This window comes from Chryseobacterium viscerum, from assembly GCF_025949665.1.
Classification (GTDB): Bacteria; Bacteroidota; Bacteroidia; order Flavobacteriales; family Weeksellaceae; genus Chryseobacterium; species Chryseobacterium viscerum_A.
Window position 1 is genome coordinate 529,641 of the sequence record NZ_JAPDFT010000001.1, and the last position, 23,306, is coordinate 552,946.

Annotated in this window: 19 protein-coding genes; 10 read left to right on the plus strand and 9 right to left on the minus strand. The window is 36.0% G+C overall.

The window, feature by feature from the left end; genetic code table 11:
• Nucleotides 1-91: 91 nt before the first annotated feature.
• The 3 genes from speB to OL225_RS02530 all read left to right on the plus strand — a co-directional run bounded on the left by speB (nt 92) and on the right by OL225_RS02530 (nt 2,671).
• Nucleotides 92-949 (plus strand): agmatinase, encoded by an 858-nt coding sequence (speB, locus tag OL225_RS02520; protein WP_264517161.1) that lies wholly within the window; start codon nt 92-94, stop codon nt 947-949.
• Between the two features lie 69 nt (nt 950-1,018).
• Nucleotides 1,019-1,861 (plus strand): bifunctional helix-turn-helix domain-containing protein/methylated-DNA--[protein]-cysteine S-methyltransferase, encoded by an 843-nt coding sequence (locus tag OL225_RS02525; RefSeq protein WP_047378717.1) that lies wholly within the window; start codon nt 1,019-1,021, stop codon nt 1,859-1,861.
• Between the two features lie 201 nt (nt 1,862-2,062).
• Nucleotides 2,063-2,671 carry an alpha-ketoglutarate-dependent dioxygenase AlkB family protein gene (locus tag OL225_RS02530; protein ID WP_264518682.1) on the plus strand — a complete coding sequence of 203 codons (609 nt, stop codon included), beginning with the start codon at nt 2,063-2,065 and terminating at the stop codon, nt 2,669-2,671.
• A gap of 137 nt (nt 2,672-2,808) precedes the next feature.
• Here OL225_RS02530 and OL225_RS02535 read toward each other — a convergent pair whose 3' ends face one another.
• The 4 genes from OL225_RS02535 to OL225_RS02550 form a co-directional block, all read right to left on the minus strand.
• Nucleotides 2,809-4,668: a CocE/NonD family hydrolase gene (locus OL225_RS02535; protein WP_264517162.1), complete on the minus strand. Its 1,860-nt coding sequence runs from the start codon at nt 4,666-4,668 to the stop codon at nt 2,809-2,811.
• Between the two features lie 129 nt (nt 4,669-4,797).
• The gene (locus tag OL225_RS02540; protein ID WP_264517163.1) at nt 4,798-7,563 is read right to left on the minus strand and encodes a TonB-dependent receptor; all 2,766 of its coding nucleotides are present in this window, start codon (nt 7,561-7,563) and stop codon (nt 4,798-4,800) included.
• A gap of 94 nt (nt 7,564-7,657) precedes the next feature.
• Nucleotides 7,658-8,077, minus strand: a complete 420-nt coding sequence (locus OL225_RS02545) for an SH3 domain-containing protein (RefSeq protein ID WP_047378714.1) — start codon at nt 8,075-8,077, stop codon at nt 7,658-7,660.
• A gap of 6 nt (nt 8,078-8,083) precedes the next feature.
• On the minus strand, nt 8,084-8,578 hold the full coding sequence (locus OL225_RS02550; RefSeq protein WP_264517164.1) for a BON domain-containing protein: 495 nt from the start codon (nt 8,576-8,578) through the stop codon (nt 8,084-8,086).
• Nucleotides 8,579-8,798: 220 nt separating this feature from the next.
• Between OL225_RS02550 and OL225_RS02555 the strand changes: the two genes are divergently transcribed.
• Nucleotides 8,799-10,049, plus strand: a complete 1,251-nt coding sequence (locus OL225_RS02555; RefSeq protein WP_047378712.1) for a dicarboxylate/amino acid:cation symporter — start codon at nt 8,799-8,801, stop codon at nt 10,047-10,049.
• A gap of 8 nt (nt 10,050-10,057) precedes the next feature.
• Nucleotides 10,058-10,780 carry a phytanoyl-CoA dioxygenase family protein gene (locus OL225_RS02560; RefSeq protein ID WP_264517165.1) on the plus strand — a complete coding sequence of 241 codons (723 nt, stop codon included), beginning with the start codon at nt 10,058-10,060 and terminating at the stop codon, nt 10,778-10,780.
• 70 nt (nt 10,781-10,850) lie between these two features.
• Here OL225_RS02560 and OL225_RS02565 read toward each other — a convergent pair whose 3' ends face one another.
• Nucleotides 10,851-11,621 (minus strand): hypothetical protein, encoded by a 771-nt coding sequence (locus OL225_RS02565; RefSeq protein ID WP_264517166.1) that lies wholly within the window; start codon nt 11,619-11,621, stop codon nt 10,851-10,853.
• 16 nt (nt 11,622-11,637) lie between these two features.
• A complete protein-coding gene (locus tag OL225_RS02570; protein ID WP_264517167.1) occupies nt 11,638-14,439 on the minus strand; it encodes a GH92 family glycosyl hydrolase in 2,802 nt (933 codons plus the stop codon).
• 94 nt (nt 14,440-14,533) lie between these two features.
• Between OL225_RS02570 and OL225_RS02575 the strand changes: the two genes are divergently transcribed.
• Nucleotides 14,534-16,876, plus strand: a complete 2,343-nt coding sequence (locus OL225_RS02575) for a TonB-dependent receptor domain-containing protein (RefSeq protein WP_264517168.1) — start codon at nt 14,534-14,536, stop codon at nt 16,874-16,876.
• Nucleotides 16,877-16,991: 115 nt separating this feature from the next.
• Here OL225_RS02575 and OL225_RS02580 read toward each other — a convergent pair whose 3' ends face one another.
• Entirely contained in the window at nt 16,992-17,447 is a 456-nt protein-coding gene (locus OL225_RS02580; RefSeq protein ID WP_264517169.1) for a hypothetical protein, read from the minus strand.
• Nucleotides 17,448-17,671: 224 nt separating this feature from the next.
• Between OL225_RS02580 and OL225_RS02585 the strand changes: the two genes are divergently transcribed.
• The 4 genes from OL225_RS02585 to OL225_RS02600 all read left to right on the plus strand — a co-directional run bounded on the left by OL225_RS02585 (nt 17,672) and on the right by OL225_RS02600 (nt 21,934).
• A complete protein-coding gene (locus OL225_RS02585) occupies nt 17,672-19,627 on the plus strand; it encodes a hypothetical protein (RefSeq protein WP_264517170.1) in 1,956 nt (651 codons plus the stop codon).
• Between the two features lie 40 nt (nt 19,628-19,667).
• Nucleotides 19,668-20,414: a hypothetical protein gene (locus OL225_RS02590; protein ID WP_264517171.1), complete on the plus strand. Its 747-nt coding sequence runs from the start codon at nt 19,668-19,670 to the stop codon at nt 20,412-20,414.
• Nucleotides 20,415-20,532: 118 nt separating this feature from the next.
• Nucleotides 20,533-21,639 carry an Mrp/NBP35 family ATP-binding protein gene (locus OL225_RS02595; protein WP_047378704.1) on the plus strand — a complete coding sequence of 369 codons (1,107 nt, stop codon included), beginning with the start codon at nt 20,533-20,535 and terminating at the stop codon, nt 21,637-21,639.
• Nucleotides 21,640-21,685: 46 nt separating this feature from the next.
• Nucleotides 21,686-21,934 (plus strand): NifU family protein, encoded by a 249-nt coding sequence (locus tag OL225_RS02600; RefSeq protein ID WP_002977212.1) that lies wholly within the window; start codon nt 21,686-21,688, stop codon nt 21,932-21,934.
• 128 nt (nt 21,935-22,062) lie between these two features.
• Here OL225_RS02600 and OL225_RS02605 read toward each other — a convergent pair whose 3' ends face one another.
• Both OL225_RS02605 and OL225_RS02610 read right to left on the minus strand, forming a co-directional pair.
• Entirely contained in the window at nt 22,063-22,770 is a 708-nt protein-coding gene (locus OL225_RS02605) for a barstar family protein (RefSeq protein ID WP_264517172.1), read from the minus strand.
• 24 nt (nt 22,771-22,794) lie between these two features.
• A complete protein-coding gene (locus OL225_RS02610; protein ID WP_264517173.1) occupies nt 22,795-23,187 on the minus strand; it encodes a DUF3060 domain-containing protein in 393 nt (130 codons plus the stop codon).
• Nucleotides 23,188-23,306 lie beyond the last annotated feature (119 nt).

Consider the following 23,306-nt stretch of genomic DNA (forward strand, 5'->3'; position numbering starts at 1 on the left):
GACACTCTTACTCTCCAACTCATAAACTCTTTGTATCTTTGTGGAATCTATTAATTTTTCAATCATTTAATTTTTTAATTAATAATTATATATGAAAACATACGCAGGAATTCCCGAGGAAAACGCAACGCTAGAGAATTCGAAAGTAATGTTGGTAACTGTTCCTTATGATGGAACTTCAACATGGGGAAAAGGAGCTGATAAAGGTCCTGAATTATTCTTAAACGCTTCTGAAAACATGGAGCTTTATGATATTGAAACCCAAACAGAACCTTATCTTCAGGGAGTATATCTGGCAGGAGAAGTTTCTGAAAATTCAAGCCCGGAAGCAATGACAGAAGCTGTTTACCAGAAAACAAAAGAACTTTTGAACAATGAAGGGAAAGTATTTACTTTATTTGGAGGTGAACACTCTGTGTCTATCGGTTCTATCCGTGCAGTAGGAGAGAAATTTGAAAACCTTACCGTTCTTCAGTTAGATGCTCATACAGATTTACGTCCTGAGTTCCATGGTTCTACTTCTAATCATGCTTGTGCTGTATTTGAAGCGAACCAGAAACATAACTTGGTTCAGGTGGGAATCCGTTCTATGGATGCTGAAGAAGCTCAATATCTACCGGAAGGAAGAGTATTCTTTGCTCACGAGATTGCGAACAACGAGAACTGGGTGAATGATGTATTGGAAAAAGTTTCAGGAAACGTTTATATCACGATTGATTTAGATGCTTTTGATCCTTCCATTGCTCCTTCTACAGGAACTCCTGAACCAGGTGGATTACAATGGTATCCAACACTGGAATTATTAAGAAAAGTATTTGAAAAATGTAATGTAGTAGCATTTGACATTGTAGAATTAATGGATTCCCCAATGGCTAAGCCAACAGCTTTCCTTGCCGCTAAGTTATATTATAAAATGCTTGCTTATAACGATATTTATAACAACAACTAATATTCCGCAAGAATCGGATTTTTTCTGCCGTATATTCTTTGGAAATTTGTGAGGTAAAATAATAATACAATGTCCACACAAAATCAGATAGATTATAACAGAATTGCTAAGGCGATAGAATATATCCAGAGCAATTTCAGGCTTCAGCCAAGTTTGGAGGAAGTGGCAGAGAATATTCACTTAAGTCCCGCCCATTTTCAGAAAATCTTTACAGATTGGGCAGGAACAAGTCCGAAAAAGTTTTTGCAGTTCATTAGTCTTGAACACGCTAAAAACCTATTGAAGGAAGAAAAAGCAAGTTTGTTTGATACCGCTTACGAGACAGGGTTTTCCAGTACCAGCAGGCTTCATGACCTGTTTGTAAAGGTAGAAGGAATGTCTCCGGCAGAATATAAAAATGGCGGAAAAAGCCTTAGTATTCATTACAGTTTTTCTGAAAGTCCTTTCGGAAATATAATAGTAGCTTCTACAGAAAAAGGAATCTGCTATATGGCTTTTGAAGACAATAAAGAAACAGCATTAGGGGAGCTGAAACAGAAGTTCCCCAATGCTTCTTTTACTGAACTGCAAGATGACCTTCAAAAGAATGCACTGTCCATATTTGATAAAGACTGGACAAAACTCAATACTATAAAATTACATTTAAAAGGAACCGATTTCCAGCTTAAAGTCTGGGAAAGCCTGTTGACAATCCCCATGGGAAAATTGTCTACTTATGGCAGCCTTGCCGAAAAAATAGGAAACCCTAAAGCATCCAGAGCGGTGGGAACAGCTATTGGAAGTAACCCTGTTGCATTTCTTATTCCATGCCACCGTGTGATCCAGTCTACCGGACATCTCGGCGGATACCGTTGGGGAAGTGACAGGAAACAGCTGATTGTAGGTTGGGAAGGTTCACATATTTATTCTTAAAATACCATGTATTGATAGGTTTTGGCTAAAGCCAATGTGTTTCTTGTTCCTGATTAAACGGGCTAAAACCCATTCCTATTGATGAATTCTACTGTGTCATTTGTGAAAAATATTGGTGTAATTTGTGTTTAACTATAAGAATAATAAATACATTTTACATTGTACTTTTTACAAAATAAAGCATTTAATTAAAAAACTATGATGAGCCTCTTTGAAGAAATATCAGACTATCCGATCAATATACTTCCACATGACGGAACTGTTCATTATTACGGAAAGGTTTTTTCTAAAGAACTTTCAGATTCTTTTTATACCTATTTACTGAAACAGATTCCATGGGAAAATGATGAAGCAATCATCTTTGGAAAACTGATTTTAACCAAAAGAAAAGTGGCCTGGTTCGGAGAAAAACCTTTTGAATATACATATTCTAAACGGACAAAATATGCAAAATTCTGGACTCCGGAATTATTGGAACTGAAGAAAAAATGTGAGGAAGTTTCAGGAGAAACCTACAATTCATGTCTACTCAATTTATATCATGACGGAAGTGAAGGAATGGCCTACCACAGTGATGGTGAAACAGATCTGAAAAAACACGGAGCCATTGCTTCTCTGACTTTCGGAGCGGAAAGAAAGTTTTTATTTAAACATAAAACATCCAAAGAAAAGACAGAAGTATTCCTGGAAAACGGAAGCTTATTAATTATGAAAGGAACTACACAGGATAACTGGCTTCACAGGCTTCCGCCCACGACAAAGGTGAAAACTCCCAGAGTAAACCTGACCTTTAGAACCATTGAAGAATAATTTATTTTCAGGATTTTATCAATAAGAGTGGGCTTTAGCCCACTTAAATAAAAAAACAGATTCATCTGGCTTTAGCCGAAACCTAAAAAACAGTTCCTAAAAACAAAAAAGCTGTTCAGACGAACAGCTTTTTCAATTTATTTTAAAACTTCAGCTTCAATGGAGCTGTCATCATATATTTTAATAAATGCCTTGGTATAATCCTCTTTGTTGGCAAAATTCGGATTGTCCATAAATTTCTGAGGATTGATTGCAAAAAGCGGGAACCACGTACTGCTGATCTGAATCTGGATTTTATGTCCTTTTTTGAAGGTGTGAACCACATCCTGAAGTCTGAAATTAACAGCCGTTTTCTGATTAGGAATCAAAGCCTCTCCCTTTTCTCTCGTATTTCTGAATCTGGCAGGCATTATTTCACTTCTTACCATCTGATGATAGTTACCATATATAACACCATCTTTCTTTTCTGCAGGTTTAAAATCTTCAGGGTAAACGTCAATTAGTTTTACGGCAAAATCGGCATCTGTAGAAGTGGATGCAATGTTCAGTTTGGCCATAATCTCTCCTGCAAATGCAATATCTTCTGTCAGAACATCTGTTGTGAAAGTCAATACATCAGGTCTTCCTACAGCAAATCTCTGATCTTCCGACATGTAATTTTTCGGAGTAAAGCCATTGAAATCTTTTAAGTGATCTGAGCTTACAACAGGATTGTTAGGATCACTGTAATATTCTGAATATCCTTGTCCGGAAGTTTTTTTCAAGGTTTTATCAGCTAAATAAAAATTAACTTTCTGAGCATTTTTAGGTGGATAAGAAGCAAATTCTTTCCATTCTTTAGCTCCGGTGTCATACATTAGCGCTTCAGGAAGTCCTGCATCTTCTTTTGTGTTGCCTTTCAAATAATGATTGAAGAATCTGGTTTCAATATTTTTCTGATAATAGGTTGCAATACTGTCACCAAAATAGGTTTCGCTGTGGAAATGTTTACCCTGCTCCTGAGACCAGCCACCATGGGAGAAAGGTCCCATTACAATTGTATTTTTAGCTTTAGGACTTGTTTTTTCGATAGTTTTATAAATATTCAAAGGACCGGAAAGATCTTCTGCATCAAACCATCCTCCAACAGTCATTACAGCATGATTGATATTCTTCAGATGAGGAAGAAGCCCTCTTTTCTGCCAGAATTCATCATAATTGGTATGATTCATAATTTCTGTCATGAAGAAATTATTTTTGTAATATTTTTCATATCCGTCCTTTAGAGTACCCATATCTCTGTAGAACTTTAATCCGTCTTCAGAAGTCTGTTTAACGAAAGAATCCATATACCAAGCCTGTTTCTCAGGTTGTGTTTTCTGAACTCCAAAAACTGGAAATGTTCTGAAATAGCCTAACATAAATCTTCCGTTGTGAAGGAAATCATCATTCCAGAAATCTGAGATAGGGGCCTGAGGGGAAGAAGCTACCAGTGCGGGATGTTGTGACAACGTTCCTACAGCAGTATAGAACCCAGGATAAGAGGTTCCGAACTGACCGGCTTTTCCATTATTATCTTTGATGTTTTTCAAAAGCCATTCGATGGTATCATAAGTATCTGTACTTTCATCAACATCTTTTTTTGTTTTTCTCTCTACCTGAGGAGTCATATTGGTAAAAGTACCTTCACTCATATATCTTCCGCGTACATCCTGGTACACAAAAATATACTTGTCTTTCATCAGATAGGTGTTGGGACCTACCTTTGTTTTATATTCATTCTCTCCGTATGGGGCAATGCTGTAGCAGGTTCTCTGCATCAGAAACGGATATTTGTTTTTGTTTGATATATCTTTCGGGATATATACGGCTGTGAAAAGTTTCACTCCATCACGCATCGGAATATAAAATTCTTTCTTGGTGAAATTGTCTTTAACGAAAGTATCTTTCTGTTCCGTCTTCTGAGCTTTTCCAAGAATGAAAAAAAGAATACATAATACTGAAATATGGATTTTCATAAAAAAAATTTGCTGCTAATTTAAAAATAAAAACACGTTTATTGATACATCTTGGTTGTATTCATAAAAATAGCCGGAAAGATCCGGCCATTATCAAAAATATATATATAAAAGTATGGTGTTGTATTATTACATTTTTTTACCTGCAAACTTATTCAGCTTCATGCTGATAGAGAACATGATGTATCGTTTCAGAATCAGGTCTTCACGGTCTTCAAAATAAGAATCTGTGATGGTTCTTTTTACGCTTTGGTTTTGATTTAATACATCATAGACCTTCACTTTTGCTGTAAACTGTTTTTTATAGAATGAGTACCCAAGGCTGGTATTCCAGAAATAAAAATCCTTTTTAAAGCCCGGAGCAATATTTGAGCTGGTATTATATTCAAAGTCATTTCCAAATACAAATCTGCCCTTCAGCATGTAATTGGTCAATTCCAGTTTTAATGACTGATTAGCCGTATTTACTCTGCTTATATTATAATTGGTGTAGTTTGAGAAGCTGTACCCAAGTCTGTAAGAGGGTTTAATCGTCATTTTATCCTTGATTTCATAGACCAGGTTAAGTCCCGGATTAAGATTGTATGAATTGCTGGTGAACGATTGGCCGTCGATAAAACCATTATTATAGGCATAATTCATACTGAACCTTGGACTGATGGTAAGTTTGTTGTTGTTCCATTTCAGGGTTTTGCTTAATCCTCCGCTGGCGTTAATGCTTTTATTTCCGCTCACGTTATCATAAGTAACAATTTGTTTTCCTGCATTATCATATTTCGTAAAATTGATGATATCATTGTTTCTGTAGGTAAAGCCCACATTGATATAATAGCTGAGATCTTTTACCTTGTTATAATTGCTGAAATATAGAGAAAGATTGTTGGTCCAAGTGTTTTTCAGATCAGGATTTCCCTGATAGGTTGCCAAAGGATTGGTTTCATCCTTATATGGAGTAAGCTGTTCTGCCGTTGGGATCGTGTAATTGGAGGAGTTGTAAATACTTAGGTTTTTTCCTTCACCAAGCTGGTAGTAAAGGTTTAGATCATATTCAGGCAGTACAAAATTTTTCTGCAGATCATATTGTTGTCCGTTAAAGATAGAATTTACTTTCATATCCGAAATATTAAGATGCACAGAAGCCCAGAAGTTGAGTTTGTTTTTGTTGATCTGATAAGCTAGTTCAGGAGAGATTTGATTGATTCTCTGCCTCATATTGTTGGATAAAAGTTGATTATATTTGGTGTAATCACCTGTTGCATTATCAAAATCATTTACATTTCTAAGATCTCTGGATGATCTTGTTTCATATTTTACTTCAAAACTTACACTGGACGAATCGGAAATGGGTTCTGTATATCCCGCATTGAAATTAAACGTATTATTCTGATTTTTATTTTTGGCTAACTGATCTCTGTTGTCAACAGTAGTGCCGCTTTGCTGATAGAAGGTGTTCTGAGACTGATTCAGATTATCCCTTTTAGATTCAGAAATAGAACTGTTTATATTAGCTGAAACAGAACGTCCTTTTTTCTTGAATCTTCTTGAAAAATAGATGTTTGGATTAAATGAATTATTTTCAGAATCATTACTTGAATATGAATTACTTTCATTCAGAAGGCTGCCATTCTTTAAAGAAGATGATCGTGAGTTATTAAAACTAAAGCTGCTGTTTTTTGAAAATCTTGGAGAAAAATAAATACTTGTCAGGGAATCCAGTTTAACGTTTACTGAAGTATCAAAGCTGTATTGTTTGGATTCATTTTCTCCATTACTCTCAGAATTGGTCTGAAGGGTATAATCCGGTAGAAGGGTAGATCTTGAAATTTTGGATCTTGTTTCTGTATTAGAATCGGAATGCATCAGACTGAAAGAATCCAGATCAGCATCTTTTCCCATTTTATCACTGTAATTCAATCCTATGGTTGTAGATCTTTGAATCCCTTTTGTACCGCCTCCCTGATTGTAATACGTCGTACTTCCTACCGTTGAGACTGATCCGCCCTGCATCATCCATGCATTCCGGCCGCTTCCCATACTGTCAAAAACCTCATCTCTGGAAAATCCCTGTGAATTGATATTGTTGGAAGAAGCAAGGATGCTTACTTTTGTGTCCCCTTTAAAATAACTGGCCAATCCGCTTGCTTCATACCGCTTATCTGATCCGTAACCAACTGTAAGTCTTGTCAGCAATCCTTTATTTTTCTTTTCGTCAATATTAAAGTTGATGGTGGTATTCTGAGATTTGGGTGCTTTCCCGCTAAGTTCTTCTTCCTTTGTTTTGGTTGTTGTAAACTGAATATTCTTGATGATATCTGCAGGTAAATTCTGAAGGGCAATTTTGCCATCTTTATCAAAGAAAGGTTTACCATTGATCATAATCTGATCCACTTCCTTCCCGTTAACCGTAATTTTTCCCTCATTGCTGATCTCAACACCAGGAATCTGCTTCAGCAGCTCCTCTATTTTACTGTCAGGCCGTACTTTGATTGCAGACGCACTGAACTCAATGGTATCTTTTTTAATTTTTACCGGTGATGCCGTGATTTTTATCTCATCAATATTGTTGATAATACTTTGTTTTTCAAGCTGAATATCTCCTAAAGATATAGACTGATCTATTTTCTCAAATTTTTTCGAATAAGGAGACTGTTTCTCGGCATCAATTTTTAGAATGGAAGGCTCTTTCATATCATCAATCTTCAGTGAGAATTTACCTTCTTTATTAGTTGCCGTGTAATTGACAATGGATGAATCTTTTTCTTTCAAAAGATAAACAGTGGCATTTTGTACCGCTTTCTTTTCAGAATCTGATATTTTTCCATCGATGTGTAATTTTTGTGCATGCAGAATAAATGCTGTGAACATCAAAGCCAGTAGCAACAGAGTTTTCTTCATTGTTTTTTTCCAGGACGGTAAAAATATAAAAACATCCCAAAGGTGGGATGTTTCTATGCTTTTTTTATGAAAATTTATTATATTTTAATAGAAATTATGCTCTTAAATATCTTGAATAAGCATATCCTTCCTGACCTTCAGCTGTTTTCACTTTCCACCAGTCATCAGAAGTTTGTTCAATTAGAGTTACAGAAGAACCTTTAGCCGCTTTACCTACTACAGCAGCTTCAGTAGAAGGTTCCTGTCTGATATTCAGATTAGAATCTTCCGTTGCTACTGTTAAAGAAGCTCCTGAAGTAAGACCTGCAACCTGTACATCAATATTGATATCTGAAGCAGAATAAGTAGAATCAATAGCTCCTAAAGCATTCCATACAGCATCTTTAGCCGCAGTATTGGAAGCGTTTCCGGAAACATAAAGAATCCCGTCCTGCTCCTGAACCTGAAGATTTGAAATCCCTGCAGACTGTGCCGCTGAAACTACGCTTGAATATTTATCTTGTAATTCGCTCATTTTAAATTATTTTACGATTAGGTTGTTGTTATACTTTCCGATTTTCAAAGCATCTACGGATTCTTTGATTTTTCTAGCCTGAAGGCCGGAAACATTTCCTGTAAGAGTAAGCTGTCCGTTTACAACTTCTACCTTTACAGAAGGGAAATCCTTCACCGCATCCTGAACTTTTTTCTGAACAGCAGGATCTATAGCAGAAGTGGTTTCAACAGGTGCAGGAGCAGGAGCAGGAGCAGCTGCTACAGTAGACATATCCATTACGTCTTTTACTCCGTTGATCGCTTTTAGTTTTGCGATCATCGCATCTTTAGACTGCTGATCTGCGAAAGTACCGCTTAAGTGAGCTACACCTTCTTTTACTTCAACAGAAGCATTGGGATTAGAAGTTACTACCGTTGTAGCCTGAGTCTGAAGATCGGCATCAGAAATTTTCTTTTTACAAGAAATAGCACCGAAAGATACAGCTACAGCTAATGCAGCCATTGCAATAGTTTTTTTCATATTGTATATTTATTAATGTTGTTATACAATCAAATGTAATAATAAAATTTGTACCAAAAGAATAAAAATTCAATAAATGTTTCTTAATTTTTTTACAATATTTTCTAAACCAGGCTTTTAATTTTTAGGTATTAAAAACTTAATGTAAAATTAATGCTCATTGAAGAAAATCTTCTGCCAATTGAAAAACCATTATATTTGCGCAAATTGAACTATATATATGAAAGGACAGAATAAACTTTTTATAGCAATTATCATTGCCCTTCTTGTGGGAGTTGGAATTGGAGGTATTGTACACGTGAAATATCCTGAGAATGCAGAACCTTTTTCCAAGAACATAAAACTGTTAGGAACGGTTTTTATCAGATTGGTACAGATGATTATTGCTCCATTGGTTTTTACGACATTAGTAGTGGGAATTGCCAAAATGAGTGATATCAAAATGATTGGAAGAGTAGGAACAAAAGCAATGCTTTGGTTTATTTCCGCTTCTCTGATTTCCCTTTTCATCGGGTTGATTCTCGTTAACTGGCTGGAGCCGGGACATGTCACAAAACTACCGATTCAGGACGTATCTTCTGCTGATGAGCTTCTTAAAAGCAGTAAAAGTTTTTCCATGGAAGACTTTGTTAAGCATATGATTCCTAAAAGTTTATTTGAAGCCTTTGCTACCAATGAAGTATTGCAAATCGTGATATTTGCGGTGATGTTTGGAGTTGCACTTGCGAATTTGGGAGAAGAATATTCTAAACCTGTGGTGAAGCTTTTTGATATCATTGCTCATGCGATTCTTAAAATGGTAGGGTATATTATGTGGTTTGCTCCACTTGGAGTATTGGGAGCTATTGCAGCAGTAGTGGCAACCAATGGTTTTGAAATCTTTAAAGTATATGCTATTTACCTGAGAGACTTCTTCTTTGCTATAGGAGTTCTTTGGCTGGTACTTTTACTGGTAGGATATTTTATCTTAGGAAATCGTCTTTTTGACCTTTTAAAAAGAATTAAAGAGCCATTACTGATCGCTTTCTCTACAACTAGCTCAGAAGCAGTGTTCCCGAAATTGGTAGAAGAGCTTGAAAAATTTGGGTGTAACAGCAGAGTAGTATCCTTTATTTTACCTTTAGGATATTCATTCAATCTGGATGGAAGTATGATGTATATGACATTTGCCTCCATCTTTATTGCACAGATTTACGGTATAGAAATGAGCCTTGGACAGCAGATTACAATGCTATTGGTATTAATGCTTACCTCAAAAGGAATTGCGGGAGTGCCGAGAGCTTCTCTGGTAATTATTGTGGCAACGTGTTCCATGTTCGGTATTCCACCGGAAGGAATTGCTTTGATCTTACCAATTGACCATTTCTGTGATATGGGAAGAAGTATGACTAACGTATTAGGAAATACATTGGCCACTTCAGCGGTTTCGAAATGGGAAGGACAATTGACAGAGCCATTAGACAAAATTTAAATAGCTCAATGAGTTTAAATAATTTTAAAAATAATAAAAGCCATATTCTTGAATATGGCTTTGCTGTTATCAATAATGTATTTTCACAGAAAGAGCTTGAAGAAATAAACCTTGTTCTTCAAAATATAGATACTTCAAAAGAGAATTTCAGAAAGTCTGAAGACCTTTTTGCCATAAGACAGTTTTTAAAAGAAGTTCCGGAAATCAAAGACCTGATTTTTAATGAAAACATTCAGAAAGTAGTCAAAGAAATCTTCGGAGAAAAATATTTTGTGGTCAAAAGTATTTATTTTGATAAGCCTGAAACTTCCAACTGGTATGTAGCCTATCATCAGGACCTGACTATTTCTGTTGATAAAAAATTGGATCTTCCCGGTTTTGGTCCATGGACAACTAAAAAGAATCAGTTTGCAGTACAGCCTCCACTGAATATTTTGGAAAACATTTATACTATCAGAATCCATCTGGATGATACCGATGAAAATAACGGAGCTTTGAAAGTAGTTCCCACATCTCATACAAAAGGTATTTACAGACCGGAAACCATCGACTGGACTGTAGAAACAGAAGAAATCTGCAACGTTGAAAAAGGCGGAATCATGATCATGAAGCCGTTAACTCTTCATGGTTCAAAACGGACAACCAACGGAAAGAAAAGGAGAGTCATCCACATCGAATTTTCTGATATTGAACTTCCGGAAGTTCTGCAATGGTCCGAAAGAATGAATTGATAAAAAACGTGCCCTTCGAATTTTCGAAGGGCACGTTTTTTATGGTTGAATGCTGAAAGAATGAATTATTTTAGTCACAAGATATGACTTCACCGTATGGGTCATTTATATTTTCTTTGTTGTAAGAGAGAAAGAGCAGAGCTTCTTTTGGGTTGGGATTCCAGAAAGATACAGGCGTGGAGACGATCATATTAGTTTTCAGTATCTTTTCTATCGTACTATCCTTACTTCCAAAAGTTGTAACAGAAGTAATTTCCTGAATTTTTGATCTTTCATTTATTTTTACTTTATAAATCGCAAAAGGCTGCTTAGGTTTAAATCCACTGATTTTTGATAGATCAGATCGATATTCAGTTTGGAATTCATCATAGCAACGGGTAAACTGTAAGCCCATAAACCTGAATTTATTATTATCTAAGTAGGTAAAGACTTTTTCCTGATTTTTAAGCCACGATTTTTCAGCTTTTGTTGGTCTATTTCCCAATTTTGATTTTGGAGTACAGGATGAGATGGAGTAGGTGTTATTGGATTGGTTTAAAAAGATCAAATATCTTTCATTGGGCAATACATCAACTTCACAAGCTCCGGAATAGGAGTTTCCAATTAGCCCTCTTACATTCATTGTTTTAAATGTTGTTGTTCCCTTATATACTTTTTCAAATTCAATATCTGCTTTATATGTTCTTTGCTCGGTGTTTTCATCATACACTCTTACAATTTTAATAATGCCCACAATGCTGGCATTTAAATAATTCTGTGATAATGTTTCATATACACATTTACAGGCTGAAACTTTTATGGTACTTAAAAGTAAAAAGAGTAGTAATGATAATTTTTTCATAGGTGTTTTCATTGTTTTATTTCACAGCAATCTCATCAATAAAGATATAAGCATCTCCTCCTGCTCCCTGGTGCCATTCCGGAAGTTTTCCGAAGTAGTAAGCTTTTACTTTAACATATCGGGCTTCGGTAGGAAGAATTTCCGTAGAAAAATCTTTGATCTGTACTTTTTCATCCTTAGGATCAATATCATTGTCAATGGTCTTCAGAAGGATAAAATCTTTTCCGTTCATGGAAGCGTAATATTCTACTTTTTTAGGCATCAGAATCCATGCTCTGCTGTCCTGAAGGTAAGTGGAAGATAAAGATTTTATGTTCTGAGGGGACTTAAGATCAATAATAGCTTCAAAATTTTGTCCCTGATATCCCTGCCATTCTCCTTTTCTCCAGTTGACATCACCTCTGATTCCGTCAATAAGAGCAAGATTTCCGGTAGCGCTGTACTGCGGAGTCACTTTTGACAGAATATTAATATCCCAGTAATTAGGTCTTCTGTTAAATTGAGCAATGGTGACAGAGCTTTTTTCTCCGCTTCTTTCAGCATAAGCCATTACCTGAGTGGTTTTGGTGATAGAAAACGGTCCTTTGTAAGAAGAGAACGTCTTTCTTTTATTGCTGTCGCTTTCATCCATGGTCATATAATACACCTTGTCATTTGGATGTAAAGGAGTGATTTCAACTTTGGTAGAAAAATCGAAAATTCTGTCTGCAGCAATTACTGGTGAAGCTGTTTTCTCTGAATATTTAAAGTCCTTAGAAGGTTTTACATTTTCAAAACCAAGTTTCTTAAGCTCAGCTCTGCTGGTATTTTTGGTAATTGTTTTTGTAGTACCGTCTTCAAGGTGAATTTTAATTTCATCAAAATAAGGTGTAGTTGTTTCCCATTCCGGTAATCCTGGAGTCACAGAGTAAATTCCCATAGAACTTAGAATATACCATGCACTCATCTGGCCGCAGTCTTCATTTCCGATCAGTCCGTCAGGCGTATTTTTATAAAAATTATCAAGGATATATTTTATTTTGACATCTGTTTTTTCTGGTTTGTCTACAAAATTGTACAGGTAAGCGATGTGGTGGCTTGGCTCATTTCCCTGAGCATATTGTCCCATCAATCCCGTGATATCTACCTGTTCTCTACCTGTTGTTTTATCAGGAGCAGTGAAGATGGCATCAATGAACTGTTCAAATTTTTCTTTTCCGCCATGTGCAGCAATAAGTCCCGGAATATCCTGCTGCACGGAATAAGAATAATGCCATGAATTCCCTTCTGTATAATTGTTGTTTACTTCTCTCGGATCAAATGGTTCATACCAGTTTCCATTCTTTCTTGGCTGCATAAACCCGGTTTTAGGATTGTAAAGGTTTTTCCAGTTTTGAGAACGCTTCATGAAATACTGATAGTCTTCTTTTTTGCCTAAAATTTTTGCCATCTGAGCAATGCACCAGTCATCATAAGCATATTCTACGGTTTTGGAAACACTTTCATGCTCATCATCTATGCTGATATAATTATTCTGCTTATAAGCATTCAATCCGAAAATATCCTGCATTGCAGAGCCTTTGGCAGCCTGAAATGCTTTTTCATAATCAAACCCCTGAATTCCCTTGGCCATAGCATCCGCAATCACAGAAACGGAGTGATAGCCAATCATACATTCCGTTTCATTGGAAGCCAGTTCCCATACCGGAAGTTTTCCGCCCTGTTCGTATTGTTTGATGAAGGTGTTGATAAAATCTGCGGTTCTTTTTCGGTCAATTAAAGTCATCAGCGGATGAGCCCCTCTGAAAGTATCCCAAAGTGAGAAAACGGTATAATAATCAAAACCGTTTGCGTTATACAGCTTGTTGTCTCTGCCTCTGTATTTTCCGTCAACATCCATATTGATGTTCGGTTGTGTAAAAACATGATAAAGAGCAGTGTAAAAAACGGCTAGTTTATTTTTATCATCAGACTTCACTTCAATTTTTGAAAGCTCTTTGTCCCAATTAGCTTCTGCCTGTTTTCTTACAGCATCAAAATCCTTTGATTGTCCTTCTGCCAGCATATTTTTGCCTGCTCCTTCATATCCTGTGGGAGAAATAGAAACTTTCACATTAATTTTTTCTCCTTTTTTGACATTGGTTGAAAATGCCAGCGTAAGCTTTGTTCCGGTAAAAAGATGGTTTTCCTGTTTTCCGTTGACTTCTTTTTTTGAAATTTTCATAGGTTTTGAAAACTCAATTCTGGCGTAGATATACTGGTTGGTAGCCCAGGCTTCACTTCTTCTGAAAACTTCAATGGTTTTATCATCAATGATTTTTACTTCACCTTCCAGAAGCTTATCCCTGTGGTTGAGGTCTAAAATAATATTGGCATCACCTGCATTGTTGAAGGTGTATTCATGATAACCAACTCTTTTTGTTGTTGTAAGGCGTACTCCAATATTATGTTTATCTAATTTAACAGTATAATATCCGGCGGTTGCCTTTTCATTTTTATGTGAAAACTTTGAGGAATAATCTTTGCTGTTCAGATTTGGATTTCCCATTGTGGGCATCAGCATAATGTCTCCGTAATCTGAAACTCCGGTTCCGTTCAGATGGGTATGAGAAAAACCATAGATCACAGAATCTGAATAATGATATCCGCTGCATCCGTCCCAGCTTCCGTCTATTCTTGTATCGGGAGAAAGCTGCACCATTCCGAATGGAACAATAGCACCGGGAAAAGTGTGGCCATGCCCCCCGGTTCCTATCATTGGATTGACATATTGAGAATAATTCTGTGCGGAAATGATCTGAGTAATAAATATTGAAAATGCAATAAGCCCTTTTTTCATGTTCTGATTTTATAATAGCGAAGATATTGAAAAACAGTAAAAGAGATGTAATAAAAGTCGATTACGGCTTGTCTTATTAAAAACGATATAATTCATGAAGAAGACGTTACTTGCTGTAATCATGCTGTTACCGGCAGCTGCATTTGCCCAGATGATAACAGGAAAGATTACCCAAACCGGAAAGGCTGTTCCTTACGTTGAGGTGGTTGCAGAAAAAAATCAGAAGAAGCAGACAGCTATTTCGGACGAAAAAGGAAATTACTCACTGAAACTTTCGGAAAACGGGAACTACCATATTAAGCTTATCCAGGACGGTGTAGAAATATCTAATAATGAATTGACGGTAAATGGTGAGATGAAACACGATTTTTTTATCGAAAAAAAGAAAGAAAAACAGATAGAAGGCGTTACACTTACCGCCAGAAAAAAGCTGATTGAGAGAAAAGCAGACAGATTAGTTTTCAATGTTTCCAATTCCGTGGCTTCACAGGGAATGGATGGAGCAGATGCTCTTGCAACGACGCCTCTGGTAAAAGTAGATGACAATACCGGAGTTTCCATTGTCGGAAAAAGTGGTGTAGCAGTAATGATCAATGACAGGATTCTGAATTTGTCAGATGCAGAACTCGTTACTTACCTGAAAAGTCTCAGATCCGAAAATATAGAAAAAATTGAAGTCATTACCTCACCTCCCGCCAAATATGAAGCGCAGGGAAACAGCGGCCTGATCAATATTGTTTTAAAGAAAAATCAGAATCTGGGATGGAGTGGAAGTCTTACCTCTAGCCTTCAGCAGCAGACCTATACCGGGAATTCAAATAGTGTAACCTTGAATTATCAGAATGAAAAACTGCACACTTCATTGAAATTAAGACAGAATAAAAATGAAAAACATTCTTATGAAAATTACTGGATAGAAGGAGCAGACGGCCTTAAAAGCAATGATAACAGAAGAGATTTTGGCGATGGGCTGGGTGCCAATTTAAGTCTGGATTATCAGTTGGGTAAGCGTTCCAATATCGGATTTATTTATGATTTCGGATTTGGACATTCCAATATGGATATTACCAACACTTCGGACTATTTTCAAAATGGAAACTATACTAATACCTTACTCACTTATGCGGAACACAGAGCTACAGGTAAACAGCATACGGCAAGTGCTTACTATGATCTTAAATTCGGGAAACAGGATAATAAACTGAGTATTACCGGAAATTATTTTTCCAATACTCCGGAAACGATCATTGATTTTACCACCACAGAAAGTTCCGGAGACCGCTTTATCGTAAAATCACCATCCATGGTGGATTATAAAATTTATTCCGGGCAGGCAGATCTTACACTGCCTTATCAGTTTGCGAAAACAGAAACAGGAGTGAAGTTCACAAATTTTGATAATAACTCCAATATCTTTTATCAGAATTTAAAGAACGGACAATATATCACAGATCCCCTGAAGAGCAATGAGTTTGAGTACAATGAAAAAAACTACGCCGCTTATATCAGTTTTGAAAAATCATTTAGCGAAAAATGGTCGGCAAAGGCAGGTTTACGTTACGAATATTCTGTAGTCAACGGAAATTCTTTAACATCCGGGCAGCAGACCGAAAATTCTTACGGGAAGTTTTTTCCAACAGCTTATATCAGCTATAAAAGCAATGAAAATCATACGTTCAACCTGAATTATTCCAAAAGAATCAACAGACCGGGGTTTCGTGCAATTAATCCATACCGCTGGTACATCAACATCAATTCCTATTTTACCGGAAATCCTTTCCTGAAGCCGTCTATCAATCATAATTTTGAATTTTCTTATGTTTATAAAGGAAAACTCTCAGCGTCTGCTTATTTTCAGAGATCAGTGGATGCATTTGGCCAGCTCGCTAATCTGAAAGGGGAAAACAGGGTGAGTACCTTTGAAAATTACTACAATCAGAACAGTTTGGGTGTTTCGCTTAATTACTCAGATACTTTTTTCAAAAAATGGGAAGCTAATTACTCGGCCAATTATTCTTATATGAATACCGATGTTTTTGCAACGGATGCTCTTTCCAGAAAAGGAAACAGCTATGATTTCGATTTTCAGAATAATATATCACTCAATTCAAGCAAAACCATACAGCTGATTCTGAACTACTGGTTCCGTCTGCCTTCCAACTCAGGAAATTCATATATGAAGTTTGCCGGGAATTTTACATCTGGACTGAAACTAAACCTTATGGAAAAAAGCCTTCAGCTGAATGTATTTGTTTCTGATATTTTGAAGCAAGGGAAAAGCCAGGGTGAAATCTATTATACCACAGGAACACACTCTTATAATAATTATTACGATGCAAGAAGACTTACCGTATCCGCAACCTATACTTTCGGAAATAAAAAAGTAAAAGGAATGGACCGTAATGTAAAGTTTGATGAAAAAAACAGAGCCAATTAGTACTCTGAATTTAAAATTGTTTTTATGCCTTATGTCATTCTGAATGAAACGGAGTGGAATGAAGAATCTCTTCTTTTATAAGATTCTTCATTCGTCAGAATGGCAATGTAAATACTTACACTTCCCCTTCAAAGACAGCATTGAGATATTCCTCTTTGTCTTTTTCTTCCCGTCCGGAGCCAAGATATTTTTTCCAGGACTGGGATTCATGATAAACAATACCCATTTCCCAGACACAGTAAGTAGGGAGGTGGGTTTTGCTTCTGTCCCATATTTCAAAGTTGCCGGAACCGTCATAATAAACACTTTCCCATAATTCATTTTCACTTCGCCATGTACATACTAGGAGAAGATAGTTTTCTCCGCAACGATGCATGATGACAAATCCCAGATCATCAATATTCTGAAAGTCTTCTTCTGCATATTCAATACACAGCCGGGCATTATGGATGTCCTGTGGAGAAATTTCGGCCGGATCATCAGCCAGATCGTACCATTTGAATTTCGTTTTTCCAACGGTGAAAATTCCTTTTGGTAGTGCATGTTTGGAAGGGTAGGTGTTGGTTTTCATAATAATTGTTTTGCAATGATAATGGTGTCAATAAATCTAATTATTTTATTTTAAATACCTACTCATAAATATTTTTATCAACGAATAAAATACCACAAAAGTGTTATATGAATCGAATTTCAAATTTCGTAAATTTGATTATAAACTAATAATTTCTGGTGTGACAGGCTAAAGAAGTTCCTTAATGTCAAAAGCATTGGGAACATCAATACAAACTCAATAACATGATGGAAACACTGCTTTTTTACCTTTTGCTGCTTGCTGCAGCTGCGTTTCTGATTTTTTACTTTAAAGACAGTCTGTACACTGCTAAAAAAGTGAAAATATTCAAAGATATTGATGAGAAATATCCTTATTACTTTATTCCCAGAAAACCTGTCAAATGGTTTGATTTTACAGGGCTTATGAATAGTTTCAGAATGGTTTCTCTTTCTGCAGATATCCTTTCTATCATTGATAAAAGAGAAATGCAGACCGCTTTGGGAAAAGATACGGGAAGAGAGCTGACAGAGAATAACTGTGATGAACCGGAAGATGAATTCTGGTTTGATTTCATTGCAGATACCGGCGATGGCTTTGATGCAACTACCAGTATTTTTTACCATTTGACACGAGACAGCTATACCTATTCTTTTAAAAATGAATTCAACAGAGATGTTGAGGATGAGGTTGAAATCAGGTTGAAAAGGGGATCTGTTTTGGTAGTAGGAGGCGATCTGGTATATCCCGTAGGTTCTGAAATCAATTACAGAGACCGCTTCAAAGGACCGCTGAGGCTTGTTGCTCCTGATACAAAAAAGGCAGGCCCAATACTGATTGCCACACCAGGAAATCATGACTGGTATGACGGTTTGAGTGCATTTTTCAGGCTGATGTGCCAGAAAAGTAAAATCAGTGACTACAGAACGGTACAGAACAGAAGTTATTTCGCCTATTCACTAAGGGAGAATGTTCACTTAATGGGTATTGACAATCAGCTGCTGGGGGATATTGATATTCCTCAGATGACTTTTTTTACGGAATATGTAGAGAAAATATCAAAAGGAAATGATACCAACCACATTATCCTGCTCATTGCAGAACCGTACTGGTACAATTATCAGATAAAAGACAGACACAAGAGAAGACAGCGTATGGATAGTCTGGAATATATCATCAGAACGATGAAAGAAGCTGTGAGAAAATTAGAGGCAAGTAATATAAAGTCGGAAATTATTTTTGATGTCGTGCTTACAGGAGATATTCATCATTATTCACATTACAAATTGGATGAAAATGAGAAAGGCTATGATAAAGAAATCAAACATTATATTACATCAGGAGGAGGAGGTGCTTTCGGACATATTACCGATTTTTTAAAAGAGACAATCACTCTTCCCATCCTGCAGAATACAACGACTACAGAACTCACATATCAACTGGATGGCAGATATCCGTCCAAAGAAAAATCCGGTAAAAAAACATTCTGGAACCTCATTTTCTTTATCATCAATTATGAATTTACCGTATTGTTGTTTTTGCTCTCTTTAATCGTTACCTATACCCATTGTTACTCAGATTCTATTTTGAAAGGTTTAATTTTATTGTTAATTCCTGTGATTTTTCATTTTACCATCACCAAAGTCACCAATACAGAATGTTCCGAAAAGGAAAAATGGACAAGTAAAATTCTGAGGGGATTTTTGTTTGTGTTATCGTTTGCTGTTCAGTGGTTTGTATATATGAAACTTCCCACTTATGGATTTGCTTTTTTAGAGGACAGTCATTTGTCTTTTATCCATATTAATGAAATAAAAAGTTTCTTTAAAATTCCTGCGGGCTGTAATTATTTTGTCTCTCAGCTGATCATTTCCGCTCTTTTGCAATCCATGCTTTTTGGATGGTATATTCTTTTCGGATATCATTTTTTTAAATTGTATGTCACCGAAATTTCATCAGGGAAAATAAATACAGGAAATAAAAACTTTCTGAAGTTTAAAATAACAGATAAAGAAATCGTCATCTATGTAGTTGCCATAAAAAAAACATACCAATGGATGAATTTATTAAAAAAGAAACAGGTTTCCAGTCTGCAAAAAGAGATGCTTACCGAGGATCCAAAGAAATTTATCAAAAACAATTTCAAGCTGGATCCGGACAAAAATGTGAAAATTATTGATAAAATAACAATTTCATTATAACCTCAGCTTCTAAACAACGATAACCTCAAAAACGAACCTCATGGAAACTAACTTAAAAAAAACGGCTCAGGATGATAATAACGGAGTATTGATCTCTTATTACCAACTTCGAATGTTTATCGGATTACTTGGATTTCTTCTTTCATTCCTTCTTTTTTCGACGACCTATTTCCTGAATGATGAACATCCGCTCAAAGTAAGTATCAGCCATTATTACTACAGTTTCGGACACATAATTTTCGTAGGAACATTATGTATTCTGGGTGGATTGTTTGCCACTTACAGAGGAAAAGATAAATATGAAAATATGCTTTCAAATTTTGCCGGAGTAATGGCGGTGTTGGTTGCTGTATTCCCAACCAGATTTCAAGGGTATGGAGGGAATATTTATATTACGATAGACAAAGCGAATTATCAGGAATGGTTCAGCTGGGTACACTATATCAGTGCAGGGCTGCTTTTCTTGTCTTTTGCCGTTTTTTGTCTCTATTTCTTTCAGAAAAGTGATAAAGAACAGGATGGTGAACCTGTTTCCGAAGAAGAAGCGCTTAAGAAAAGCCGCAGAAATCTGTATTATAAAATTTGTGGCTGGGGAATACTCATCAGTCTAGCGTGTATTGGGCTTATTGCTATTTTAGGGGATGATTCAGCTTCTGCCAATCAATTTTTAACCTATTCTACTCTTATTTTTGAAACCACATCCTTGTTTTTCTTTTCTACCTCCTGGCTGCTAAAATCCAGTGAATTCTGGAATAAAAATATTCCGTTAGTAACCTATTTCAGATAATAATTGCCGATATATAAAGGGCTGAAGGTCTGTGTTTACAAAAGAATTTATCTATGATTGTGTTTACTTATTCTAAATAGGTGAAAAATGCGTAAATTTGTAAACAATTTATATTTATATGTTGACGAAAGAAAAGGTTCAGGATTTCCTTAAAGAAATAGAAGTAGACGATTTGGTGAATAATCTTCAGATTATGGGTGATGATGTTTATATTGACATGACTGCTCATTCGCCTGCAATGCACGAAAAGAAAAAACTGGAGGCTGCAATGAAACAGGCTTTTGCCAGTGAGTTTGGAGAAAACGTTCATTTAAAACTTAAAATCGTTTCTCCGGAGCCTAGTGAAATTCAGCAAAGTCAGATCAAAGGAAAACAAATTCCGGGAATTCAAAATATTATTGCTATTGCTTCCGGTAAAGGAGGAGTAGGAAAATCTACGGTTTCTGCAAATATGGCAGTAACGTTAGCTAAAATGGGCTTTAAAGTAGGATTATTAGATGCTGATATCTATGGTCCTTCAGTTCCTACCATGTTTGATACAGAGGGGCAAAAGCCAATTTCTGTGGAAGTGAATGGTAAGAATCTTATGAAACCTATCGAGAACTATGGGGTAAAAATGCTTTCAATAGGATACTTCTCAGGAGCTAATCAGGCTGTAGTATGGAGAGGCCCGATGGCTTCAAAAGCTTTGAACCAGATGATCAGAGATGCTGCATGGGGAGAACTGGATTTCTTATTGATAGACCTTCCTCCGGGAACGGGTGACATTCACTTGTCTATCATTCAGGAAGTACCTGTAACAGGTGCGGTGATTGTAAGTACACCTCAGCATGTTGCATTGGCAGATGTAAGAAAGGGTATTGCAATGTTCCAGATGGAAAGTATCAATATTCCTGTTCTTGGATTAATAGAAAATATGGCATATTTTACACCGGAAGAACTTCCTGAAAATAAATATTATATCTTTGGAAACCAGGGAGCACAATATTTAGCTGAAGATCTTGGAATTCCTGTATTAGGAGAAATTCCATTAATCCAAAGCATCAGAGAAGCAGGAGATGTAGGAAGACCAGCCGCGCTTCAGGAAGGATCAAAAATTGCAGATATCTACACAGAAACGGCAAGAAAAATGGTGGAGAGTTTAGTGGAAAGAAACAAAAGTCTTCCTCCTACTGAAGCGGTAAAGATTTCAACAATGGCAGGATGCTCACCAAAAGCAAAATAATAATACCTTTCAATACATTTGAAAGAACCAAATTGAACTGAAAAATATGGAAACAAACATAACGCACGAAGATACAGTAACAAGAGTAATGGAAGCTCTGGAAAGCATCAGACCGTTTTTGAATAAAGACGGTGGTGATATTGAGCTTATTGATGTGAAAGATAATCAGGTGTTTGTGAAACTTTTGGGTAACTGTTCCGGATGTTCGTTGAATTTTTCAACCCTGAAACTAGGTGTTGAAAATACCATCAAACAACATGCACCGGAAATCGAAAAGGTAATCAACGTAGAGTAAAATTATATCTGAGATATTTTTAAAAAGACAGGCTTGTTTAAGACCTGTCTTTTTTTGTTGAAATAATAAGTGAAATATAAATTAAATCTAACAGGTTTTTAAAACCTGTTAGGTTTTTGATGACAAAATTAGTTCAGCAGAACTTTGACATTGTGATCTTCAAAAATCTCAACGATCTGGGTAAATTTTGTTTTCAGTATTGTTTTACTTCTTTTATGATTGATCCAGTTGAGTTCTGAAATGGATTCTACTCCGAAATCTCCATGGAGACAATCATACAATGCATATAGATTACGTCCGAAGTATCCCAGAATTCCGTGAATTTCTTCTCCCAGAGTGCAAAAAAAACCATCTAAGCTGTGAAATTCATTTCCATCGATCTGAATGTTGATGTTTTGCCTGTTTATTTCAGGATTCTGAGAATGTAAAGCATAAACAAGCCATCCCTGTAGTTCATCTTTTCTGAAACTTTTCCAGATATTCTTTTCATTAATTTCATTATTGAGTTTCATATCCAGAGCTTTTTGATACCCTTTTGGACTTGTCCACGCAAAACCGGTTAGAATAATATTTTTTTTGGACTTACTTATTTTAATGCTGGTGATAAAAGTACTTGATATAATATTGTTTTGTGGCTCAAGTTTACAAATAAAACCATTATTCTGGTAAATTTTAGAGGCATTTTCTATAGCAGAAATCAGGTTGGAAATGTTATGAACATTCACCAGCCTAATTTTTTTATAAGCAATAGGATTAGATCCTTCAATATTCTTTACCTGATCTATTAATGTAATGATTTCAGGATCATTTCCAGTATCTAATGCAAATCCAAACATGCAACTAATCTTTTCTAATTATTTTTATTGTTTTACAACTTTGTTTCCTACCCCTTCAATAGAGACATCAGGTTTTCCTGATTTTGTTCCGGAAGTTCGGTAGAAGACTATATTGCCGCCTCCTTCCATGGATATTTTATCCACTTTGTCGATGTATACTTTATTACCAGTCCCCGAAACAGTAATTTTTTTTGCACTTCCTTTGACTGTTAATGTATTATCACCACCTTCTACCTCAACAACGCCTCCACTAAGGGCATAATTGAGTGTATGACCTACACCTTCTACATGTACGACTTTATTACTTTCTGTTTTTTCTACTCCTTTTACAGATTCTACTTTTCTGGATTGTGAAAAAGCTGTTCCTGTTCCGAATAAAAGGAAAGCCAGAATTCCAGCAGTTTTAATATTTTTCATTATGAATTTGGTTTTGTTGAAGGTAAATATAGAAATAAAATGATTTTTTCTGGCATGTCAAAAAGTTAAATCATCTTAAATAATGAGTTTTATATTTTAGCTGACTTCAAATTTTTCAA